Annotated in this window: 24 protein-coding genes; 11 read left to right on the forward strand and 13 right to left on the reverse strand. The window is 60.4% G+C overall.

Annotated features, from left to right (window positions below; all coding sequences use genetic code 11):
- Position 1: 1 nt before the first annotated feature.
- From pcaH to irr, 8 genes are all read right to left on the reverse strand, one after another.
- Positions 2-742: a protocatechuate 3,4-dioxygenase subunit beta gene (gene pcaH / locus ACI3GR_RS01075; RefSeq protein WP_407491949.1), complete on the reverse strand. Its 741-nt coding sequence runs from the start codon at positions 740-742 to the stop codon at positions 2-4.
- On the reverse strand, positions 735-1118 hold the full coding sequence (gene pcaC, locus ACI3GR_RS01080) for a 4-carboxymuconolactone decarboxylase (RefSeq protein ID WP_407491951.1): 384 nt from the start codon (positions 1116-1118) through the stop codon (positions 735-737). The genes pcaH and pcaC overlap by 8 nt, the downstream gene beginning before the upstream one ends.
- Positions 1111-1899 carry a 3-oxoadipate enol-lactonase gene (gene pcaD, locus ACI3GR_RS01085; RefSeq protein ID WP_407491952.1) on the reverse strand — a complete coding sequence of 263 codons (789 nt, stop codon included), beginning with the start codon at positions 1897-1899 and terminating at the stop codon, positions 1111-1113. The genes pcaC and pcaD overlap by 8 nt, the downstream gene beginning before the upstream one ends.
- Positions 1899-3068, reverse strand: a complete 1170-nt coding sequence (gene pobA, locus ACI3GR_RS01090) for a 4-hydroxybenzoate 3-monooxygenase (protein ID WP_407491954.1) — start codon at positions 3066-3068, stop codon at positions 1899-1901. Before pobA ends, pcaD begins: the two co-directional genes overlap by 1 nt.
- A gap of 46 nt (positions 3069-3114) precedes the next feature.
- Positions 3115-3564, reverse strand: a complete 450-nt coding sequence (locus tag ACI3GR_RS01095) for a MaoC family dehydratase (protein WP_407491955.1) — start codon at positions 3562-3564, stop codon at positions 3115-3117.
- Positions 3564-4544, reverse strand: coding sequence for a threonine ammonia-lyase (locus ACI3GR_RS01100; protein ID WP_407491957.1), 981 nt, complete (start codon positions 4542-4544; stop codon positions 3564-3566). Before ACI3GR_RS01100 ends, ACI3GR_RS01095 begins: the two co-directional genes overlap by 1 nt.
- The gene (locus ACI3GR_RS01105; protein ID WP_407491958.1) at positions 4541-5359 is read right to left on the reverse strand and encodes an alpha/beta fold hydrolase; all 819 of its coding nucleotides are present in this window, start codon (positions 5357-5359) and stop codon (positions 4541-4543) included. The genes ACI3GR_RS01100 and ACI3GR_RS01105 overlap by 4 nt, the downstream gene beginning before the upstream one ends.
- Before the next feature lie 103 nt (positions 5360-5462).
- Entirely contained in the window at positions 5463-5879 is a 417-nt protein-coding gene (gene irr, locus ACI3GR_RS01110; protein WP_407491959.1) for a Fur family transcriptional regulator Irr, read from the reverse strand.
- 186 nt (positions 5880-6065) lie between these two features.
- Between irr and fabA the strand changes: the two genes are divergently transcribed.
- The gene (gene fabA, locus ACI3GR_RS01115) at positions 6066-6575 is read left to right on the forward strand and encodes a bifunctional 3-hydroxydecanoyl-ACP dehydratase/trans-2-decenoyl-ACP isomerase (RefSeq protein ID WP_407491961.1); all 510 of its coding nucleotides are present in this window, start codon (positions 6066-6068) and stop codon (positions 6573-6575) included.
- Positions 6576-6642: 67 nt separating this feature from the next.
- On the opposite strand, the gene ACI3GR_RS01120 is transcribed toward fabA, so the two are convergent.
- Both ACI3GR_RS01120 and ACI3GR_RS01125 read right to left on the reverse strand, forming a co-directional pair.
- Entirely contained in the window at positions 6643-7245 is a 603-nt protein-coding gene (locus ACI3GR_RS01120; RefSeq protein WP_407491962.1) for an SDR family oxidoreductase, read from the reverse strand.
- Positions 7246-7321: 76 nt separating this feature from the next.
- Entirely contained in the window at positions 7322-8701 is a 1380-nt protein-coding gene (locus tag ACI3GR_RS01125) for an NAD-dependent succinate-semialdehyde dehydrogenase (protein WP_407491963.1), read from the reverse strand.
- A gap of 141 nt (positions 8702-8842) precedes the next feature.
- Between ACI3GR_RS01125 and ACI3GR_RS01130 the strand changes: the two genes are divergently transcribed.
- Together ACI3GR_RS01130 and fabB are read left to right on the forward strand one after the other, a co-directional pair.
- A complete protein-coding gene (locus ACI3GR_RS01130) occupies positions 8843-9178 on the forward strand; it encodes a zinc ribbon domain-containing protein YjdM (RefSeq protein ID WP_407491964.1) in 336 nt (111 codons plus the stop codon).
- A gap of 110 nt (positions 9179-9288) precedes the next feature.
- Complete coding sequence (gene fabB / locus ACI3GR_RS01135; RefSeq protein WP_407491965.1) at positions 9289-10518, forward strand: beta-ketoacyl-ACP synthase I; 1230 nt, start codon at positions 9289-9291, stop codon at positions 10516-10518.
- A 32-nt stretch (positions 10519-10550) separates the two neighbouring features.
- Here fabB and ACI3GR_RS01140 read toward each other — a convergent pair whose 3' ends face one another.
- Positions 10551-11075 carry a DUF421 domain-containing protein gene (locus tag ACI3GR_RS01140; protein ID WP_407491967.1) on the reverse strand — a complete coding sequence of 175 codons (525 nt, stop codon included), beginning with the start codon at positions 11073-11075 and terminating at the stop codon, positions 10551-10553.
- Positions 11076-11262: 187 nt separating this feature from the next.
- Here ACI3GR_RS01140 and ACI3GR_RS01145 point away from each other — a divergent pair, with 187 nt between their 5' ends.
- Together ACI3GR_RS01145 and ACI3GR_RS01150 are read left to right on the forward strand one after the other, a co-directional pair.
- Positions 11263-12048 carry an enoyl-ACP reductase FabI gene (locus ACI3GR_RS01145; protein WP_407491968.1) on the forward strand — a complete coding sequence of 262 codons (786 nt, stop codon included), beginning with the start codon at positions 11263-11265 and terminating at the stop codon, positions 12046-12048.
- Between the two features lie 57 nt (positions 12049-12105).
- Entirely contained in the window at positions 12106-12786 is a 681-nt protein-coding gene (locus tag ACI3GR_RS01150; protein ID WP_407491970.1) for a ferredoxin reductase domain-containing protein, read from the forward strand.
- 124 nt (positions 12787-12910) lie between these two features.
- Here the strand turns inward: ACI3GR_RS01150 and ACI3GR_RS01155 are convergent, their stop codons facing one another.
- On the reverse strand, positions 12911-13780 hold the full coding sequence (locus ACI3GR_RS01155; RefSeq protein WP_407491971.1) for a hypothetical protein: 870 nt from the start codon (positions 13778-13780) through the stop codon (positions 12911-12913).
- A gap of 122 nt (positions 13781-13902) precedes the next feature.
- On the opposite strand from ACI3GR_RS01155, the gene miaB reads away from it, so the two are divergent.
- The 4 genes from miaB (at position 13903) to ACI3GR_RS01175 (ending at position 17535) form a co-directional block, all read left to right on the forward strand.
- Positions 13903-15228 (forward strand): tRNA (N6-isopentenyl adenosine(37)-C2)-methylthiotransferase MiaB, encoded by a 1326-nt coding sequence (gene miaB, locus ACI3GR_RS01160; RefSeq protein WP_407491973.1) that lies wholly within the window; start codon positions 13903-13905, stop codon positions 15226-15228.
- Positions 15229-15464: 236 nt separating this feature from the next.
- Positions 15465-16055 (forward strand): OmpA family protein, encoded by a 591-nt coding sequence (locus ACI3GR_RS01165; RefSeq protein ID WP_407491975.1) that lies wholly within the window; start codon positions 15465-15467, stop codon positions 16053-16055.
- Positions 16056-16065: 10 nt separating this feature from the next.
- Positions 16066-16395, forward strand: coding sequence for a hypothetical protein (locus tag ACI3GR_RS01170; protein ID WP_407491976.1), 330 nt, complete (start codon positions 16066-16068; stop codon positions 16393-16395).
- Between the two features lie 120 nt (positions 16396-16515).
- Complete coding sequence (locus ACI3GR_RS01175) at positions 16516-17535, forward strand: PhoH family protein (protein WP_407491977.1); 1020 nt, start codon at positions 16516-16518, stop codon at positions 17533-17535.
- A 51-nt stretch (positions 17536-17586) separates the two neighbouring features.
- On the opposite strand, the gene ACI3GR_RS01180 is transcribed toward ACI3GR_RS01175, so the two are convergent.
- The gene (locus tag ACI3GR_RS01180) at positions 17587-17967 is read right to left on the reverse strand and encodes a hypothetical protein (protein ID WP_407491978.1); all 381 of its coding nucleotides are present in this window, start codon (positions 17965-17967) and stop codon (positions 17587-17589) included.
- A gap of 190 nt (positions 17968-18157) precedes the next feature.
- Here ACI3GR_RS01180 and ACI3GR_RS01185 point away from each other — a divergent pair, with 190 nt between their 5' ends.
- Positions 18158-18388 (forward strand): hypothetical protein, encoded by a 231-nt coding sequence (locus ACI3GR_RS01185; RefSeq protein WP_407491980.1) that lies wholly within the window; start codon positions 18158-18160, stop codon positions 18386-18388.
- Between the two features lie 86 nt (positions 18389-18474).
- Complete coding sequence (gene ybeY, locus ACI3GR_RS01190; RefSeq protein ID WP_407491982.1) at positions 18475-18975, forward strand: rRNA maturation RNase YbeY; 501 nt, start codon at positions 18475-18477, stop codon at positions 18973-18975.
- The last annotated feature ends 58 nt before the right edge of the window (positions 18976-19033 follow it).

Here is a 19033-nt window from a genome sequence, read left to right on the forward strand (position 1 = left end):
CTTACATCCCCTCCAGCTTGTTTTCGAACATGGTCTGACGACGCCCGCGCAGCACGATGTCGAACTTATAGGCAAGGAAATCCATCGGACGCGCTTTGGCCATGTCCAGCGGCGCGACCAGAGTGTCCAACTGGCTGCGATCCTTGATCGTTGCCGCGATGGGGCAGCGATAGATCAGCGGATCGCCTTCGAAATACATCTGGGAAATCAGGCGCTGACCAAAGGCATGTCCAAAGATCGAAAAGTGGATGTGCATGGGCCGCCAGTCATTGGCACGGTTCGGCCAAGGGTAAGCCCCGGGACGGATGGTCAGGAATTCGTAATACCCATTCTCATCCGTGATGGTCCGCCCGCAGCCGCCGAAATTCGGGTCGAGCGGGGCGAAATACGTATCCTTCTTGTGGCGATACCGGCCACCGGCGTTTGCCTGCCAGATCTCGACCAGCGTATGCGGCACGGGCCGCGCGTTTTCGTCCAGCACCCGACCATGAACCAAGATCCGTTCGCCGACTGCGGGCGCTTTGCCCCGCGTCCAGTTCATGATCAGATTGTTGTCCCATTCGCCCAGCATGTCGTGGCCGAACGTGGGGCCGGTTTCCTCGGACGGAGAGCTTTCCATCGACAGCAGCGACCAGCGCGGGCTGCGCGGGACCGAGGTCTTGTAGTCGATGTCGTATGCGGGCGGATGCACATCCCGGTTGCGGGGGATCAGCGGACCCAGATCCCTGTTGGCGTCAGTCATTCTTGGCCTCCAATTCGGCATAGATTTGACGGGCGACTTTGAAGGCGTGGTTCGCGCGTGGCACGCCAGCATAGATCGCCACATGATGAAGCACTTCGCGGATGTCCTCCTTGGTCGCGCCGGTGTTCACCGTCGCCCGCAGGTGCAGTTCAAATTCTTCGAAATTTCCAAGACCGGCCAAAAGCGCCAACGTGATCATCGACCGTTCGCGTTTGCTTATCGCATCCGACGCCCAGACCGTGCCCCAGGCACCTTCGGTGATCAGGTCAACGAACCCTTTGTCAAAGTCTGTCGCATTGCCTTGAGATTTGTTCACGTGGGCTTCGCCCAGAACGGACCGGCGGGTGGCTTCCCCTGCGGGGCGGCGATCAGGCATGCCCTGTCTCCTTTATGAAATCGGTGAGGATCTCGGCGTAGTCTTCGGGCTTTTCGACACAGGGCAGATGCCCCGCCCCGCGGATCAGCGCGAACTTGGACCCCGGAACCAGATCGACGGTTTCACGCACCAGATCGGGCGGGGTGGATCCGTCTTCGGACCCGGCGATGCCTTGTACGGGCAGGCGCAAACCAGACGTCGGCGTATAGAAATCCGTGCCGGAAATCGCGGCGCAACAGCCCGCGTAGCCATCGACCGATTGCTGGGTCAACATGGTGCGCCAGGCCGACAGTTCGGGCGTCGCGCGGAAGGCCTTGCCGAACCACCGTTCCATCACCCCGTCGGCCATCGGTTCGATGCCCGAAGATTTCACCGCCGCGATCCGCTCGTCCCACATCGACGGAACACCGATCTTGGCGGCCGAGTTCGAGATGACCAGCGCCCGCACCTGATCCATGCGTTTCACCGCAAGGCCCTGACCGATCATCCCGCCAATAGACAGGCCGACAAACAACGCGTCGCGGATGTTCAGGTGGTCCAGCAGTTGCTCGGCATCGCGCACTAGCGTGCCCATTGAATAGGGCGCAGGGGTCGCGCGGGTCAGGCCGTGGCCGCGTTTGTCATAACGGATGAATCGCAGACCCTTGGGCAGCAGCTGCAGTACCGCGTCCCACAGCCGAAGATCGGTGCCCAAAGAGTTCGCGAACACCACCGGCGCGCCGTTCGGGTCGCCATCGTCGCGGTAATGCACCGCCAGCCCATCAAGTTCTGCTATACGCATCAGTACGGAAGCCCCACATAGTTTTCCGCCATGACCTTCTGCGCAGCATCGTTATCACGCAAGAAGGCAATTTCCGCCTGCTGCATTTTCAGGTCGAATTCCGTCTGGTCGGGGAAGCGATGCAGAAGGGTCGTCATCCACCAGCTGAACCGCTCGGCCTTCCAGACGCGCAGCAGGGCCTTGGCGGAATAGCCTTCGATGCCCGCATCGTCCTTTTCCAGATAATGATCGCGCAGCGCGTGATACAGGTAATGGATGTCCGACGCCGCGGTGTTCAGCCCTTTGGCCCCGGTCGGCGGTACGATGTGGGCCGCGTCCCCGCACAGGAACAGCCGGCCATATTGCATCGGTTCGCAGACAAACGACCGCAGCGGCGCGATGGATTTTTCGATGGTCGGGCCGGTGATCAGCTTGTCGGCGGCCTCGTCCGGGATGCGGCGCTTCAGCTCGTCCCAGAAGGCGTCGTCGGACCAGTCTTCGGGTTTGTCGGTCCGCGGGCACTGCACGTAGTAGCGCGACAGATTCGCATTCCGCATCGAACACAGCGCAAAGCCGCGCGGTGAATTTGCGTAGATCAGTTCGTCATCCACGGGCGGTGTTTCGGACAAAACACCAAGCCAGCCAAAGGGATAGACCTTTTCATATTCGCGGCGCACGTCCTGCGGGATGGTCTGGCGGGACACGCCGTGGAACCCGTCACAGCCCGCGACATAGTCGCAATCGATCCGTGTCTCGACCCCATCGACCTTGTAGGTGACATAGGGCGCGTCGGTCTTGGCGTTGTTGATCACCACGTCTTCGACGTTGAACACAATCGCGCCGCCGTCTTTTTCCCGCGCCTCGTACAGGTCGCGCGTGACCTCGGTTTGGCCGTAGACGACCACCGATGTGCCGATCTGTTTGGCAAAATCGATACGGAAGGATTCGTTGTTGGCCGCGATCAGCGTCCCATCATGGACGAAACCTTCAGCTTCCAAACGGTCGCCCAACCCGACCTCTTTCATCAGGTTGACCATGCCGCGTTCCAGCACGCCGGCGCGGATACGCGACAGAACGTATTCCTTGGTTTTCCGTTCTAGGACGACAGAGTCGATGCCTGATTTCAGCAGTAGCTGAGACAACAGCAGACCGGACGGCCCGCCACCGATGATGACGACTTGAGTTCGCATATTCGCCTCCCCTTGGCGGGTAGGTGACTCAAGTTAGTTGTCTGTGTCAATTACTTTGCGGGGCGCGTCTACGCTGCATATGTGTGATCGAATAGGTGAGTATCAGGTCTTCCTTTTGATTTCTCACGGAATAGTCGATCACGACGCGACCCCTGTCGGGGCGCGATTTAGATGGCACCTGTTCAACAACCTCAGCAAAAACCCGGATTTCGTCGCCCGGACGCACCGGTTTCAGCCACCGGATTCGGTCCATCCCCGGCGACCCCATCGAAGATTCGTTCAAGATGTTGGCCTTCAACGTCAGCGCAAAGGCCACCGCGCAGGTCTGCAACCCACTGGCGATGATCCCGCCGTAAATCGACTGCGCCGCGGCTTCGGGATCGATGTGAAACGGCTGGGGGTCATAGACGCGGGCGTAGTCCATGATGTCCGCTTCGGTAAAGACATGCGCAGGCGTGTGAAATGTGAACCCCACCGTCAGGTCTTCGAAGAACATCAGGTCTTGTCCCCATGTCTCGCCAGCGCTTCGGTGAACATCGCCGGGTCCACATTGCCGCCGGAAATCGTACAGATCACCGCTTCGTCTTCGATCTGATCCTTGCGCAGCAGGGCGGCCGCCAAGGCCACCGCGCCGCCGGGTTCCGCCACGACCTTGAGCCGTAGAAAAGCCTGCGCGACCGCATAAAGCGCCTCGTCATCCGTGACCGCCAAACCGGGCCCGCAGAGCCGTTGTATGATCGGAAAGGTCAGATCGCCCGGTTGCGGCGTCACGATCGCATCGCAGATCGACCCGCCCATCTGCGCATTCCGCTGGATCGTACCAGATGCCTGCGACCGGGCCACATCGTCAAAGCCCTCAGGCTCAACCGGACGGACGCGCAGGCCCGGTGCCTCGGCCTCAACCGCCAAAGCGATGCCCGAGGTCAGGCCGCCCCCGCCGCAGCACACCAGCACATCGGCGTGGTCGATCCCCGCCTCGCGCGCCTGCTCCGCGATCTCCAGCCCGACGGTGCCCTGTCCGGCGATCACCTGCGGTTCGTCATAGGGTTTGACCAGCGTCAACCCACGCTCATTGGCGATGGCCGCACCAATCTCTTCCCGGCTTTCGGTGGTGCGGTCATATAGCACCACTTCGGCCCCAAGCGCCGCTGTATTGGCCCGTTTCAACGCGGGCGCATCGGATGGCATCAGGATCACGCAGGGTGCGCCATGCTGCGCGGCGGCCCAAGCCATGCCCTGCGCGTGGTTGCCGGACGAATAGGCCATGACGCCCGCCTTGCGGACCTCAGGCTCCATCGCAGACAAGGCGGACCATGCGCCGCGCGCCTTGAAGCTACCGGTATGCTGCAGACACTCGGGTTTGACGAAAACCCGGCGTCCTGCGATGTCGTCCAGAAACGGGGACGACAGCAAGGGCGTGCGCCGGATGACGCCAGCGGCACGGTCTGCCGCGGCGCGGATCATGTCGATGTTCATTGCAGCTTCTCCAGCCATAGGCGCAGACCGGTCAGCGCCTCTTCTTCGTCAAGAAACGGGATGTGTCCGCGGTCCGGGACGGTTGTAACGATCAAGTTGTCCCGTCGCCGCGCCATTTCCTGAACCGTTTCGGCGGACAAGAGGTCAGAGTTTTCGCCGCGGATCACCAAACAGGGCAAATCCGCCAGCAGGTCGTACACGGGCCACAGATCGGGCGCGGGCTGATCGAACGCGGCAGCCACCGCATCGCGCAGCGCCAGATCGTATTTCAACGCCAACCCGTCGCCGGTTTCTTCGACGTTGTGCGACAGGAATGTGCGCCAGCGTTCGACCGGGATATTGTCAAAGGCCGGATCCGTCAGCTTGGCCCGGGCCAGCACGTCCAGCGACGGGGCATCCGGCACCACGCCCAGATAGCCCATGATCACGTCCAAGCCGCCCGCATCCACCACCGGGCCAATGTCGTTAAAGGCCACGCCCAGAAGCCGGTCGTGCGCCATCGCGCCAAGGATCATCGCGATCAGCCCGCCGCGCGATGTGCCGATGACCGCGGCCTTTTCAATTCCCAGATGATCCAGCAGGGCGATGGCATCCTTCGCCTCGGTCGGGACGGCATAGGTGTCTTTGCCGGTGTTTTCCGACAGTCCGCGCCCCCGATAATCCATGCGGATCAGGCGAACACCCGGCAGATGCGGCGCAACAAAGTCGAAATCGCGGGAATTGCGGGTCAAGCCCGACAGGCACAGGATGGGAAGACCTTCGCCCTGTTCTTCGAAATACAGGCGGGCCCCGTCCGGGGCGTTGAAATAGGGCATGGACCGTCCTTCCGCTCAGGCAAACAATTTTGCCAGACCGTACCACTAAGGTCGCGAGGGGAAAGAGGTTTTACAAAATCCAGCCGCAGCCGGGGCGACGCGCTTAACGGCGGCGCAGGCGGATGACCACGTCGACCTTGGACAGTTCGGCGCCTTCAGGGATGTCCGGCAGGCTGGTGATCTTTAGCTGTTCTGCAGGTGCATCGGTCAGGTGACCTTCGTCTTCCCAGTAGAAATGCGGGTGATCGCCGATGTTGGTGTCGAAATAGCTTTTCGACCCGTCCACGGTGATTTCCTGCATCAGACCCGCATCGCAAAACGCCTTGAGCGTGTTGTAGACCGTCGCCAAGGACACCGACTGACCGGTTTCCTGAACCGACGCGAACAGGCTTTCCGCTGTGACGTGGCGGTTCTTGCCATCACCCACCAGAAGGTCGGCCAGCAACATACGCTGGCGCGTGGGGCGCAAACCGCCCTTCGTCAGCCAGTTCGTTGCAGTATTGTCAGCCATATCTTTCATCCGGGCGTACACCACGTCCAATTGCTAGGTCGTTGCTGAATATAGGGGGTTTCGACCGAGGAATTCAATGCTCTTGCTCTGATTGTGGTTTCGGGATGGGGGTGACGAGGGCCGCGCCCTTGCCTCTGCCGGGACGTGGGTGCTAGAGGGGGCGAAGTTTTTCGACAACCAGAAGGGGCCGTCGACATGGCCGAGTATCCGACCAGCTTTGACCGGGATGATCTGCTGAAATGTGCGCGGGGCGAATTGTTCGGCCCCGGCAACGCGCAGCTGCCAGAACCGCCGATGTTGATGATGGACCGGATCACCGACATCAGCGGTGACGGTGGTGAGCATGGCAAAGGCCACGTCCGCGCCGAATTCGACATTACCCCGGACCTGTGGTTCTTTGACTGTCACTTCCCCGGCAACCCGATCATGCCCGGTTGTCTGGGTCTGGACGGATTGTGGCAGCTGACCGGCTTTAACCTTGGCTGGCGCGGATGGCAGGGGCGCGGCTATGCGCTGGGCGTGGGCGAAGTCAAGCTGACCGGGATGGTGCGTCCTGATCGTAAGATGCTGACCTACAAGGTGGATTTCACCAAGGCGATCCAGACCCGCCGCCTGACCATGGGCGTCGCCGACGGTATCGTCGAAGCGGATGGCGAAGTGATCTATCAGGTCAAGGACATGAAGGTCGCGCTAAGCGAAAGCTAAGCCGGACCTGTTCCATGTTAAAAGGGGGGCCGCATGGCCCCCTTTGTTGTTTCAACAGGCGGACAGATTATGCCGTCTGCATATCCTGCGCTTTGCCGTCGTGATCGCCGGTCACCGCAGCCTCGGCCAGAACAGCCGCCACATCCGCGCGCCGCGCCTTGGCCTTCTGGTCCACGCTTTCGCCCAGCACCACGTCGCCCGTTTTGGGATCATCGTTCAGCGCCACGGGCCGCAGGATCGAATAGACAAGGCCCGAATGCTTCAGGTGTTCGTCCGCCGCGTGCTTGGCCTTTAGGTAATGCGCGATCTCGTGATCCTCGGGCGGGTTGTCCGCGCCGATGGAACTTAGCATCACAAACCGCGCGACCATGGCCTTTTGGGCAATGTCGACCAGACGCTGCGCACCGTCGCGGTCTACCTTGTCGGTCATGTCGGCGCCGGTGCTGCTGCCCGAACCGGCGGCAAAAACGACCACGTCGACCCCGTCACAGACGTCGGGGGACAGATTGGTCAGATCGCCCATGCGCAGATCGGTGCCCTCCGGCAGGCCGGATGTGTCAGAGCTTTCGCGCACCAGCGCAATCGGGTTGACGCCGCGGTCGCGCAATTCGCTGACGACCAGTTGCCCGGTTTTGCCGGTCGCACCGGCCACGAGAATATTCAGGGACATATGGACCCCCCATGTTTCGAATGAAAAATGCGGGCGGCCCGTCGCAGGCCGCCCGTCGTAACGTCGTTGCTGTCGCTTAGGACGGCAGGAACACCGCTTTGATGTTCACGAATTCAGTCATGCCAAAGCCGCCGTGTTCGCGCCCGTAGCCAGAATCCTTGACACCACCGAAGGGCATGTTCGGATCGGCCGCGCCAAAGTTGTTGATGCGCACCATGCCGGTGTCGAACTCTTCCCGGGCCAGTCGCAGGGCGTGCTCTTCATCCTGACAGAAGATGCCGCCGCCCAGGCCGTATCTGCTGTCGTTGGCGATCCGCATCGCATCTTCGTCGTCCTTGGCGCGGATCACAGCCGCCACGGGTCCAAAAATTTCGTCGTCATAGGCTGGCATGCCGGGCGTCACATCGGTCAGCACGGTTGCGGGGTAATAGGCCCCGGTGCGATCCGCGACCTCACCGCCGCAGGCAATCTTAGCGCCTTTTTCGACGCTTTCCTTGACCTGATCACGCACGGTGTTCAGCTGCTCTTCACTCGACAGCGGGCCAAGCTTGGTGTCCTCATCCATCGGGTCACCCATAGGGATCTGACCCATCTGGTCGACATAGGCATTAACGAAGGCGTCATAGACCTTATCCGTTACAACGAACCGCTTGGCGCTGACGCAGGTCTGGCCGTTATTATAAAGCCGACCCATGACCGAGAATTTGACCGCCGTTTCGATATCGGCCTGTTCCAGCACCAGATAGGCGTCATTCGACCCCAGCTCGAGCACCGATTTCTTCAGGTGCTTGGCCGCGACAGACCCGATGTGGCTACCTGCGCCGTCAGACCCGGTCATGGTCACGCCGCGCACCAGTTTGTGCGCGATGACCTCGTCACTGGTGTCGTGGTCGATGATGATGACCTGAAACAGGTCTTCGGGCAGGCCGGCCTTGATGCACAGGTCGCGCAGCATCAAGGCGCTGCCGGTACAGATCTCGGCGTGTTTCAGCACGCATCCGTTGCCCGCCATCAGGTTCGCCGCCAGCACGCGCACCGGCTGATACAGCGGGAAATTCCACGGCTGGATCGAATAGATCACGCCAATCGGCTGATAAGTGACCACGCCGCGTTTCTTGCCGCCGGAATGTGTCCGTTCTTCGTCTTTCAGAACCTCTGGGCCGCGATCGGCCGTGTATTCGAACAGTTGCGCGCACAGTTCGACCTCGGTCAGGCCGTCCTTGTACAGCTTGCCAACCTCCTGGGTCATCAGCTTGGCGATATCGCCTTTGTATTCGCGCAGCATGTCGGCGATGGGGCGCATGATCTTGCCACGGTCCTCGTGGCTGAGTTTGCGCCAATCCTCGAACGACTTGTGGCTCGCCTCGACCTTGGCAAAAGCCTCGTCCTTGGACATCACGTCGTAGGTGGTCAGGTCTTCGCCCGTGGCGGGGTTCTTGGTGGTGATGGTTGGCATGAAAATCTCCAGTTCTTTCAAAGCGAACCAACGGCGGGCTAGGGGGGTTCCATGATCGTCCCGATCAGCCGATCACGGCAGCGCGAGGCTGCGACCACGTTGACCGTATCCAAAAGCACATCGATGCCCTAAGGCGGTGGAATGAGTGATCCTTTGCCCCCGTGCCCCGACTGCGCCTCGACCTTCACCTACGAAATGGACGCTCTGCTGGTCTGTCCGGAATGCGGGCATGAATGGTCCGCGTCAGACGAACAGGGTGATGTGATCCGTGACAGCGTGGGCAACGTGCTGCAGGACGGCGATACCGTGACGGTGATCAAAGACCTCAAGCTGAAGGGCACGTCCCAGACGGTCAAGGTCGGCACCAAGGTCACGAACATCCGGCTGGTGCCCGGCGATCACGACATCGATTGCAAGATCCCCGGCGTCGGGCCGATCGGTCTGAAATCACAATTCGTCCGTAAGGCAACCAAGTAACGCCCCGCGTCAGGGGCTTGCACGGCGATGGGATAGCGCTTTGACCGCTACGCCTTGCACGCCCGGGCCCCGATGCCCTACATAACCGACAATACAGCAAGGGATATGTTATGCGCCGAGTCGTCGTCACCGGATTGGGGATCGTCTCCTCTATCGGGAACAATGCGGAAGAAGTCACCACGTCGCTGAAGGCGGGGAAATCGGGGATCGTTGCCTCGCCCGAGATGGCAGAGCACGGGTTCCGCAGCCAGATTGCCGGAACGCTCAAGATCGATCCGGCCGAACATATCGACAAACGCACCCTGCGTTTCATGGGGGGCGGCGCGGCTTATGCTTATATCGCGCTGCAACAGGCGATCGCGGATGCGGGCCTAGGCGAAGACATCATCTCGAACCCGCGCACCGGTCTGGTGGCAGGCTCTGGCGGGCCGTCCACCAGCGCGATGTTCGACGCGCATCAGACGGTGCTGAAAACCGGTGCGACCAAGCGGATCGGGCCCTTCGCGGTGCCGAAATGCATGTCGTCCACCGTGTCCGCGAACCTCGCGACCGCGTTCAAGATTAAGGGCATCAACTATTCGATCACCTCGGCCTGCTCGACCTCTCTGCATTGCATCGGCAATGCGGCGGAACAGATCATGCTGGGCAAACAGGACGTGATGTTCGCAGGCGGCGGTGAAGAACTCGACTGGACCCTGTCCTGCCTGTTCGATGCGATGGGGGCGATGTCGTCCAAATATAACGACGCGCCCGAAACCGCATCGCGCGCCTTCGACGAATCCCGCGATGGGTTTGTCATTTCCGGCGGCGGCGGCATGGTGGTTCTGGAAGATCTGGATCACGCACTGGCCCGCGGCGCCACGATCTATGCCGAGGTGACGGGATACGCCGCCACCAGCGACGGTCACGACATGGTGGCCCCGTCGGGCGAGGGCGGCGAACGCGCGATGCGTCTGGCCGTCGCGACCCTGCCCGAAGGCCGCAAGGTCAGCTATATCAACGCGCACGGCACCTCGACCCCCGTGGGCGATGTGGGCGAAATCCAAGCCGTCCGCCGTGTGTTTGGCGAAGGCACCACGCCGCCCGTCAGCTCGACCAAGTCGATGACGGGTCACGCGCAGGGTGCCGCTGGCGCGTTGGAGGCAATCTTCTGCCTGCTGATGCTGAAGGACGACTTCATCACGCCGTCGATCAACGTGGCCACGTTGGACCCGGCGCTGAAGCCCGAAGAGATCGCGACCAAACTGGTGGAAAACGCCGGTCTGGATACGGTGATGACGAACTCTTTCGGGTTCGGTGGCACCAACGGCTCGATGCTGCTGTCGCGCTACACCGACTAAGCTACACCGACTAATCGGATACCCGACGCGCGTCAGTCGCGCGTCGGGTCCGTCACACCTTCTAACAATCGATCATCGTATTCGGCCCCATGCAGGACCGAGATATTGCCCGTTGTTTCAAGCACGACAGCGCGGACCTGATCGAAATTCAGCGCATTGGCTTCGCGCAGCTTGGCGATCAGATCGTCGCGCGTCACTCGCGTCCGCGATAGCGTGTCATCGAAAATCACACCGTCTTTCATCAGCAAAACAGGCCGGTTCTGCAGAACGCGCGTGACTGTCAGGCTGGCCAGTCGCGCCCGCGCCACGGCCCATTGCACGCCAAGCAGGGTACTGATGGCCAACACACCTTGCCAGAACCCCGACCATTCCGTCGCCTGAGAGCTGCCCGCCAGCAACGACCCTGTAGCAACCGTCACCACGAAATCGAACGCCGTCATCTTGGAAAAGGCCCGCAGACCCACAAGCCGCACGGTCATGATGACCCAGAAAACCGCCAGCGTGGACAAGATCACGGCGCGCAGAATGACGTCCAGAGAAGTCAGGGTTACGAACATTGTGCCTCCGTTCGGTTGATGCGCATGTCACGCGCCTGTGACCAACACATCGCAGGTCGCCTTGTTCCGTCTTGGCGGCTGTGACGCAAACGCTACGTCTGGTGATCGGTGTTCCGGACAACCTTCGACAACTTGACGCCAGTCGTTAGATTGGTCACATCCAAGACGAAGTCTGGGGGAAGTACCGATGTTGTCTCTTGAAAACAAACGCGGCCTTGTGATGGGCGTCGCCAATGAACGGTCCATCGCATGGGGCATCGCCAAGGCCATGGCCGAAGCGGGCGCAGAGCTGGCGTTCAGCTATCAAGGCGAAGCCTTTGGCAAACGCGTGCTGCCGCTGGCGCAATCCGTCGGCTCGGACTTCATCGTCGATATGGACGTCACCGATGAGGCGTCGATGGATGCAGGCTTTGCCCAGCTGAAGGACAAGTGGGGCAAGATCGATTTCGTCGTTCATGCCATCGCCTATTCCAACAAGGACGAACTGGGCGGCCGTTTCATCAACACCAGCCGCGAGAACTTCAAGAACTCGCTTGATATCTCGTGCTATTCGCTGATCGACGTGGCCCGCCGCGCGGCCCCGATGATGAAAGAGGGCGGCACCATCCTGACCCTGACCTATGGCGGCTCGACCCGCGTGACGCCCTATTACAACGTGATGGGCGTGGCCAAGGCAGCGCTGGAATCCGCTGTCCGGTATCTGGCCAATGACCTTGGCCCCGATGGCATCCGCGTCAACGCGATTTCCCCCGGCCCGATGAAAACGCTGGCGGGCGCGGCCATCTCTGGTGCGCGCAAAACCTTCCGCCAGACCGAAGCGAATGCACCCCTGCGCGCCAACGCCACGTTGGAGGCGGTCGGCGGTACGGCGGTCTATCTGGCCTCTGACGCAGGCGCCTTCACCAGTGGAGAGATCATCCGAGTCGATGGCGGCTATCACGTTCTGGGCATGCCGCAGCCGGAAAACCTGTAAAGCCCGCAGGGAACCACCGAAGCGCCGCACTGGTTGAGGTATCAAAGGAGATACCTCATGACCCAGACACTTACGCTGCAACGCATCGAACCCGTCACGCCGGACACGCACCACCTGTGGTTTGACCGGCCCGAAGGCTTTGATTTCACCCCCGGTCAGGCCGTCGACATGGCCTTGGACAAGGACGGTTGGCGCGACGAAAAACGCCCTTTCACCTTCGTGTCACTGCCGGATGAACATCAGCTGCAGTTCGTCATCAAATCCTACCCCGACCATGACGGCGTCACCGAACAGATCGGCAAGATGACCAAGGGCGACAAGGTTCTCATCGAAGAGCCGTGGGGCGCGATCAGCGACGAAGGCCCGGGTTATTTCATCGCAGGCGGCGCGGGTATCACGCCCTTTATCGCGGTGATGCGCAAACGTCTGGCTGACAAGGGAACGCTGGAAGATTGCACGCTGATCTTTTCCAACGAGACCGAAAAAGACATCATCCTGCGCGAAGAGTTCGAACAGATGAACGGTCTGAAAACGATCTTCACCGTCACCGATCAGGACATCGCCGGGAAGGGTGTCGAGACGCAGAAGATCGACAAGGACTTCCTGTCAGACAAGATCGAGCCGTCGAAGGGCAAATACTACATCTGCGGTCCCGAGCCGATGATCGACGATATCGAACAGGCGCTGAAAGATCTGGGCGTCGACGAAGACCGGATTATCACCGAAGATCTGGACTGATCAGTCAGGTCCGATTTGGTCAGCGGGGCGCCGGAAAACCGGCGTCCCGTTTTTTGCGGACCATGGATGCCTCCGGCGGGGATACTTCTGGGAAGAGGATGGGGCAGGGGGCTCTGGCTTCAGCTCAGAACCACTGGCCCGGTTCCATCAGGCCCAGATCCATCAACTGCTGCGACGTCCAGTCGAAGCTTTCCGAATTGTGCCAGTGGAAAGTCTTGATGTCGTGGGTCGACCCGGGATTCCGCTTTAGCGCTTTGGCCACGCGGAACGAACAGACCGCGGCCGTCAGGTTGTTGTGCCACTTGCAGGAATATGTGTTGTACTCTTCGTCATCGAAGGTGAAATCGGGACGCAGCACCAGCCCGGGACGGGCGCGGAACAGCGAAATCCTGTCGATGCGGCGGCGATCGGGGGGCACGAACTCTTCGAACCGCCAGCGCAGACCGCCGAAGAAATCCAGCTGCCGTTCTTTCGGGTGATTATGTACCTCTGGGTCCAGCCGCGCCTGCGCGTAGTAACCGGACTTGTCCAGACAGGCATCGTCCAGCGACACCGCGTTGGGCGCGTCTTTCAGATTGCTGGCGTATAGATCGATGACATAAGTCAGCATGGCATCGCGCCGTTCTTCGCCGTGGAATGTCATCATCTCACCGATGCTGCGCGTTTCGCAGAAGGGAAAGAACAGGTACTCGGCGTTGTAGCAGTAATAGAGCCACGCGCCCGGCGCGATGCTAATGGCGGCGTTCACCGCATCGATCAGCGACGCGCCGGCGGCCATGTCGTAATTCACCCGGATCACACTGGTCTGCAGCTTACGATCCAGCTTGAATTCCGGATGGCCGAACAGAACCACGGACTTAAAGCCCGCGTTCAGATGATGGTAGAGGGTGCTTTCGATCTCGACCCCGTCTTCGGCAAAGATCATCGCCGACGGCCCCTTGGTAAAGGCCGGGGGACGCGCCGCGATAAAACTGTCTAGATCGGGAAACTGCACGGGGTCATTCCAGAATGTTTTTCGCAACGTCCCGTCTTTTGCCCTGCATTGCAAGCCCATGCACTTTCCGTTAGTCAGCGCTGAATTCCCCACCAGTCTGTCCAAGCGATCCGAGCCGAACCATGTCCCAGCCGAAAAAGCTATTTATCAAGACCTACGGGTGCCAGATGAATGTCTACGACAGCGAGCGTATGGCAGAGGCTTTGGGCGGCAACGGCTATACCGAGGTGGGCAGCCCGGACGAGGCGGATATGATCCTGCTGAACACCTGCCACATTCGGGAAAAGGCGGCCGAGAAGATTTATTCCGAACTGGGCCGCTATAAGGATCTGAAGGCAGCCAAGCCTGATCTGAAGATCGGTGTGGCCGGCTGTGTGGCGCAGGCCGAGGGTGAAGAGATCATCCGCCGTCAGCCCATGGTCGATCTGGTGGTCGGTCCGCAATCCTACCACCGCCTGCCCGAGATGGAGGCGAAGGCCGGCAAGGAAAAGGTGATCGACACCGACTTCCCCGAAGAAGACAAGTTCGAGAAGCTGAAAGCCCGCCCCAAGGCCAAACGCGGCCCGACCGCGTTCCTGACGGTGCAGGAAGGCTGTGACAAGTTCTGTGCCTTCTGCGTCGTGCCCTACACCCGAGGGGCCGAAGTATCGCGCCCTGTCTCCCGCGTGCTGGCCGAGGCGCGCGATCTGGTCGAGCGTGGCGTGCGCGAAATCACGCTGCTGGGCCAGAACGTCAACGCGTACCACGGCGAAGGTTCGGACGGAAAAGACTGGTCGCTGGCCCGCCTGATCTGGGAACTGGCTGAAATCGACGGGCTGGAGCGTATCCGCTTTACCACCAGCCACCCCAACGACATGGACGACGACCTCATCGACGCCCATGGCCGGTGTTCCAAGCTGATGCCCTATCTGCATCTGCCCGTGCAGTCCGGGTCTGACCGTATCCTCAAGCGCATGAACCGCAGCCACGATCGCGACAGCTATTTGCGCCTGATCGATCGCATCCGCGCAGCGCGGCCTGACATCCTGATCTCGGGCGACTTCATCGTCGGTTTCCCCGAAGAAACCGACGAAGATTTCCGCGACACCATGCGCCTGATCGAAGAGGTCCGCTATGGTCAGGCCTTTTCGTTCAAATACTCCACCCGCCCCGGCACGCCTGCCGCAGAACGCGCGCAGGTGGACGAAGCCGTCGCCAGCGCCCGCCTGCAAGAGCTGCAGGCCCTGATCACCGATCAGCAGCGTGCGATCCAGAATGCCATGGTCGGCCAAGAGGTTGGCGTGTTGATCGAACGGGCCGGGCGTCTGCACGGTCAGATGGTGGGCAAATCCGATCACCTGCACGCGGTTCATATCAACGCTGACCTCGCCCCCGGCGATCTGGTGCGGGTGCGGATCACCGACAGCGGCCCGAACTCTCTGGCCGGAGAGCTGATCACAGCAGAGTGATTCTGGTGTTAACCTGTATGCCGGCGACGATCCCGTCCGATCGGCGGCATTTCTGCGGGTTTCATCTACAATTCGTACCCAAGGTGCCGAAATATCCCATATTTTGGCGCCCTTTCCGTGGATTGAATCTTCACAAGTATTTCTAAAGCGTTAAAGTGAAGGGACAAAACAACGCTTGGGCCAAGGCGAACATTACCGTCCGCATTGGTCCTTCGGGGGAAGCAGAGGACAACATAGTGGTGAAGATCAGCTTCGAAGCCGCCGGACGGATGATGAAAGGGCTTGCTGCCGCTGCCCTGTGCGTCGCGACCGTCTCGGGCCCGGCGCTGTCTCAGGGTATTCCGCCCGTGGGGCGCAACCTGGGCTATAACGAAAAATACATTCCGACAATTTGGGTCGATCCCGATGGCTGCGAACACTGGGTGATGGACGACGGTCTGGAGGGCTACATGAGCCCCCACGTCAACCGTCAGGGTATCCCGGTCTGTAATCGCGGTAACGTCTGTGGTGTGATGCAGTCGGACCAGTTCTTCGCGACTGACAAGTATCACATCAGCGCCGCGAACAAGCAGCGTCTGGCGCAGTTCTTCCAAAGCTCGACCGCGACCGCCTTCATCATCGCCGGTCACACTGACAGCCGCGCGTCTGACGAATACAACATGCGCCTGTCCTACAACCGCGCCAATGCGGTGGCTCAGGTCGCTGCGGCAACGGGGGCCCGTATCGCGGACGTCCGCGGCTATGGTGAGCGTATGCCCGCGGCATCCAACAACACGGCGGCTGGCATGGCCCAGAACCGTCGCGTTGAAATCATCTGCATTCGCTAAGGGGGGCGATATGAACCTGACGAAAATCGCCCTTGGATGTGCCTTGGTTGCCGGTGTGGCCGCCTGTGGTCACCCCAGCCCGACGCCGGATTTCAAAGGCCGCGACCGCGGCTTTGGCCAAAAACACCTGTCCCAGCTTCAGGCTGGTATCTGGATCGATCCCAACGGCTGTGACCACTGGATCATCGACGACGGTGTCGAAGGCTACCTGTCGCAGCGACTTGACCCCTATGGCAAGCCGGTCTGCTCGGGCACGGCCCCGCCGAACACCGCAACGGGCGGGTTCAAGCGCGGCGGTCACATCTTTGACCCGCGCACATCGACACGGCCCGCCGGCTAAGATGCCAGCGCAAGTCGCATATCACGCAAAAAAATGCCGCAGGGACCTCCTTGCGGCATTTTTTGTTTTCCGACCCGACCGAACCTACATAACCTGAAAGCACTAGATTAGGAGATCTGCTTGGCCGCCACATTGCTGCCCCCCCGCGACGCCGCCACCGACACTCTGGCAGAGGTCGCTGTCGAGTTTCCCGATAACTTCCTGCTGATCGAGCTGTGCGGCGAATTCGACCGCAACATCGCCGAAATCGAACAAAAGCTTTCCGTGCAAATCCTGCGCCGTGGCAATCATCTGGTTGCCATGGGCGAAAAGCCCGCCGCAGAAGAGGCGGTGAAGGTGCTCAAAGCGCTTTATGCGCGGCTGGAGGCCGGTCGCCCGGTTGCCAGCGCCGACATCGACCGTGAGTTGCGGATGCCGGGCGCCAAGCCAGACCGGGCTAGCCGGGACGGTAAACAGATCGAGATGTTCAAGGACGGCCGGGTCGAGATTAAGACCCGCAAGAAACTGGTCGAACCCCGGACCGAGGCGCAGAAAGCCTATGTCCGCAACCTGTTCCAGAACGAACTGGCCTTTGGCATCGGCCCTGCCGGGACGGGGAAAACCTATCTGGCCGTGGCCGTGGGCGTGTCGATGTTCATCGACGGCGCGGTGGACAAGATCATCCTGTCGCGTCCCGCCGTCGAAGCGGGCGAAAAGCTGGGCTATTTGCCGGGCGACATGAAGGACAAGGTCGATCCCTACATGCAGCCGCTGTATGACGCGCTGAATGACTTCCTTCCGGGCAAGCAATTGGCCAAGATGATGGAAGAAAAGGTGATCGAAATCGCACCGCTTGCCTTCATGCGCGGTCGGACCCTGTCCAACGCCTTTGTCGTGCTGGACGAAGCGCAGAACGCCACGACTATGCAGATGAAGATGTTCCTGACCCGTCTGGGTGAAGGGTCCCGCATGGTCATCACCGGCGACCGGTCACAGGTCGACCTGCCGCGCGGCATGCCGTCGGGGCTTCAGGATGCGGAACGTCTGTTGGGCGGGATAGATAAGATCAGCTTTAACTACTTCACCGCCAAGGACGTCGTCCGCCATCCGCTGGTCGCGGCGATCATCGAGGCCTACGAGGCGGATGAAGCAAAAGGGTAGAGTAAAGTCTCTGGCTAGCTCCGCATCGACGACGGTCGGTGCTGGGTCAGCTTAACCGGCCTCACGCTCAAATAGCATTTCGACTGAAAGCGGCTTGTCGAGCCATGCCGTGACCTTTGGCAGGGACGCGTCTTCTGCGCAGGTCGAGACAACGAATACTGGCGTCAGTCCGGCTGTCATCCACTCCAGCATGCTGTTCAGCGCATCGTTCTTTTTCTCAACGTCCAGAATGATGGCTGCATAATCGTCAGTGCCATAGGCTTTTAAGTCAGGTCCCGCAGAATGCGGACGGGTCACCGCGACAAAGCCCCTCGGCGCCAGCGCCATAGACAAATCCAAGGTCATCAATGCGTTGTCACTGACAATCAACACATCGGACGGGCGCGTCCCATTAGGGTCCCAAGAAGCGATTTTAGTAAAGATTCTCTCCATGGTTCCACACTCTGCTGATCTGGAGAGATTGCAAATGAAATCAGTCGCTTATTATATGATACCAAGCGGAATGAGTGGTCTTGGCATTTGCCGCTCTTTACTCATAATGAGCCGTATGCAGACTTCTTTCCAACGGGCAGATCGGTTACGCTGATCATAGATTGGGCCGCAAAGGATCAAGGGACGGTGAATGGCAGACGGTAAGCGACTGGAAAGGTTGCAGATCATGTTGACGGACGAAGAATTGGCTGCCGTCGACGACTGGCGTTTCACGACGCATATGCCCAGCCGCTCCGCCGCCGTCCGAGAGTTGTTGCGCCGTGGTTTGGCGGCCGAAGGGCACTATGACCTTGCGAAAGGCGGTAGTTCTTCCAGCAGCTATGGCGTTCTGGACGCAAAAAAGCGCAACGAGGAAGAGTAACGATTTCGTCAGTCTTGGGCGACGAGCCGCGGTCAGCGCCCCGCGCTCTATGGCGCTGGCCCAACTGACCTGATAACTGCCGCGCCATGAGTTTGATCGACTGCATCATCGAAGACGACCGCTGGACCGACGCGGGGCTGGAGCCTTTGGCCGAAACCGCGGCGCTGGCGACGCTTGGGCACCTTGGACTGGACGCTGACGACTGGGAAATCTCTCTGCTGGCCTGTGATGATGCGCGGATTGCTGCCCTCAATGCCGATTTTCGCGGCAAACCGACGCCGACGAACGTGCTGTCCTGGCCGTCCGAAGAACGCTCCGCAGAGGTGGAGGGAGACAGCCCCGAATTGCCAGACCCCGGCCCTGATCCAGAGCTGGGAGACATCGCCATCGCCTTTGAAACATGCGCCCGCGAGGCGCAGGAGCAGGGCAAGCCAATGGCCGATCACGTGACCCACCTGATCGTTCATGCAACGTTGCATCTTTTGGGCTATGATCATGAACGTGACGCCGATGCCACGCTGATGGAAGCGGCAGAGGTCGAAATACTTGGCAAAATGGGTCTACCGGACCCATATAGGGAGAATTGAGGGGCTGACCCTCGGGCCGGATGATTCGTGGTGAACAGATCCGGCGGCAATTGGTAAG

It is taken from the genome of Pseudooceanicola aestuariicola (genome assembly GCF_045763785.1).
Taxonomy (GTDB): domain Bacteria; phylum Pseudomonadota; class Alphaproteobacteria; order Rhodobacterales; family Rhodobacteraceae; genus Pseudooceanicola.

Excerpts from the sequence above, each read along its gene's own strand:
- irr (WP_407491959.1), bottom strand. The coding sequence starts at position 5,879 with ATGAAAGATATGGCTGACAATACTGCAACGAACTGGCTGACGAAGGGC.
- fabB (WP_407491965.1), top strand. The coding sequence starts at position 9,289 with ATGCGCCGAGTCGTCGTCACCGGATTGGGGATCGTCTCCTCTATCGGG.
- ACI3GR_RS01095 (WP_407491955.1), bottom strand. The coding sequence starts at position 3,564 with ATGTTCTTCGAAGACCTGACGGTGGGGTTCACATTTCACACGCCTGCG.
- ACI3GR_RS01140 (WP_407491967.1), bottom strand. The coding sequence starts at position 11,075 with ATGTTCGTAACCCTGACTTCTCTGGACGTCATTCTGCGCGCCGTGATC.
- pcaC (WP_407491951.1), bottom strand. The coding sequence starts at position 1,118 with ATGCCTGATCGCCGCCCCGCAGGGGAAGCCACCCGCCGGTCCGTTCTG.
- pobA (WP_407491954.1), bottom strand. The coding sequence starts at position 3,068 with ATGCGAACTCAAGTCGTCATCATCGGTGGCGGGCCGTCCGGTCTGCTG.
- ACI3GR_RS01145 (WP_407491968.1), top strand. The coding sequence starts at position 11,263 with ATGTTGTCTCTTGAAAACAAACGCGGCCTTGTGATGGGCGTCGCCAAT.
- ybeY (WP_407491982.1), top strand. The coding sequence starts at position 18,475 with ATGAGTTTGATCGACTGCATCATCGAAGACGACCGCTGGACCGACGCG.
- ACI3GR_RS01170 (WP_407491976.1), top strand. The coding sequence starts at position 16,066 with ATGAACCTGACGAAAATCGCCCTTGGATGTGCCTTGGTTGCCGGTGTG.
- ACI3GR_RS01130 (WP_407491964.1), top strand. The coding sequence starts at position 8,843 with ATGAGTGATCCTTTGCCCCCGTGCCCCGACTGCGCCTCGACCTTCACC.
- pcaH (WP_407491949.1), bottom strand. The coding sequence starts at position 742 with ATGACTGACGCCAACAGGGATCTGGGTCCGCTGATCCCCCGCAACCGG.
- ACI3GR_RS01150 (WP_407491970.1), top strand. The coding sequence starts at position 12,106 with ATGACCCAGACACTTACGCTGCAACGCATCGAACCCGTCACGCCGGAC.
- pcaD (WP_407491952.1), bottom strand. The coding sequence starts at position 1,899 with ATGCGTATAGCAGAACTTGATGGGCTGGCGGTGCATTACCGCGACGAT.
- miaB (WP_407491973.1), top strand. The coding sequence starts at position 13,903 with ATGTCCCAGCCGAAAAAGCTATTTATCAAGACCTACGGGTGCCAGATG.
- ACI3GR_RS01125 (WP_407491963.1), bottom strand. The coding sequence starts at position 8,701 with ATGCCAACCATCACCACCAAGAACCCCGCCACGGGCGAAGACCTGACC.
- ACI3GR_RS01180 (WP_407491978.1), bottom strand. The coding sequence starts at position 17,967 with ATGGAGAGAATCTTTACTAAAATCGCTTCTTGGGACCCTAATGGGACG.
- ACI3GR_RS01105 (WP_407491958.1), bottom strand. The coding sequence starts at position 5,359 with ATGCCCTATTTCAACGCCCCGGACGGGGCCCGCCTGTATTTCGAAGAA.
- ACI3GR_RS01185 (WP_407491980.1), top strand. The coding sequence starts at position 18,158 with ATGGCAGACGGTAAGCGACTGGAAAGGTTGCAGATCATGTTGACGGAC.
- ACI3GR_RS01120 (WP_407491962.1), bottom strand. The coding sequence starts at position 7,245 with ATGTCCCTGAATATTCTCGTGGCCGGTGCGACCGGCAAAACCGGGCAA.
- ACI3GR_RS01100 (WP_407491957.1), bottom strand. The coding sequence starts at position 4,544 with ATGAACATCGACATGATCCGCGCCGCGGCAGACCGTGCCGCTGGCGTC.
- fabA (WP_407491961.1), top strand. The coding sequence starts at position 6,066 with ATGGCCGAGTATCCGACCAGCTTTGACCGGGATGATCTGCTGAAATGT.